The following is a 1,156-nucleotide window of genomic DNA, read 5'->3' as shown; positions in this document are numbered from 1 at the left end:
TGATGCTCCTATGTCAAGCCCCTATGTCAAGCCGCCTGCGGCAGCGGTGCAGATTCGGTTGTGGTCGGCCGCTTGGCCGGCGCGGCACGGTGCTCGTCGGCCAGAAGTGCGCGGAACACAACGTCGGAGAGCCGTCGCCGGAGCAGGCGGATGGCCTCTTTGCGGGTCTTGCCGCGCGCGAGGAGCTTGTCGACGTAGTCCTTGCCCGGTCCGATGCCTCGAACCTGGGTGATGGCGATCATGTGCAGGGCGCAGTTGATGGTGCGGTTGCCGCCGCGATTGAGCCGGACCTTGCCAGAGCTGCTGCCCGACCAGACGGGGATCGGGGCGGTTCCACTGAACCGGGCGTAAGCGTCCTTCGAGCGAAACCGTTGCGCCCCAGCCGTTTCCCCAAGGATAACCGCGGCGCCCAGAACCCCGCAGCCGGGGACTTCCAGCAGCGTGGGCGCCAGGACGCGCACCCGGTCACGCAGTTCACGCTCCAGGGCGTTGATCTGCATCGTGAGCTCCCGGCAGCGAGCCAGCAGTTCGCGGGCGATGCGCGCCACAAGACCGTCGCGGCCGGCCAGGCGGCGGGCCAACTCATCGATGACGCAGTAACGGCGCAGACCACGCGCGGGGACATGCAAGTTCGGGTCGATTTCGTGCAGGTGCCAGCGCAACCGATTGATCAGCTCCGTGCGCTGCTCGACGAGGTTGTGGCGGTAGTCGACCAGCAGCTTCACCTCGCGAGTCGGCCCATCCAGCTGCGCGACGGCCAGGTCTGGCTCGCGCAGAGCCGCGTGCGCCACTGCCAACGCATCGATCGGGTCGGACTTCCCGGGCGCGCGCCCGCTGCGACGGGACGCGGCCATCAGATGGGTGGGCACCCGCGCCACCGCGCACCCGGCGCTCAGCAAGTCACGTTCCAGCCTGCGTGTGACATGCCGGCAATCCTCGACCGCGAAGCGCGCGTTCGGCCACTGGCCGGCCCATTCCACAATCTTCAAGTGGTCCTCGCTGGTGGTGCCGACCGTCCGCTCGGCCAGCTTCCGGCCGATCCCGTCAACGGCTACCAGCGTGTGGCTGCGTTTGTGCGCATCCACACCGATCACGACCATGCTCAACCCGGGTTCCCTTTCCTCGCAGACCGATGACACCATCGGGCGAGGCGGGC

At 68.1% G+C, this 1,156-nt stretch carries 1 protein-coding gene; it reads right to left on the bottom strand.

The genetic code is table 11. The annotated features are described in order from the left end of the window. Positions 1-26 precede the first annotated feature (26 nt). The coding region (locus H5411_RS46535) for an IS110 family RNA-guided transposase (protein WP_246370567.1) at positions 27-1,156 on the bottom strand (1,130 nt) is incomplete at its 5' end.

It is taken from the genome of Amycolatopsis echigonensis (assembly GCF_014174495.1).
GTDB classification, from domain to species: Bacteria; Actinomycetota; Actinomycetes; order Mycobacteriales; family Pseudonocardiaceae; genus Amycolatopsis; species Amycolatopsis echigonensis.
This window is presented reverse-complemented; position numbering and strand designations above follow the sequence as displayed.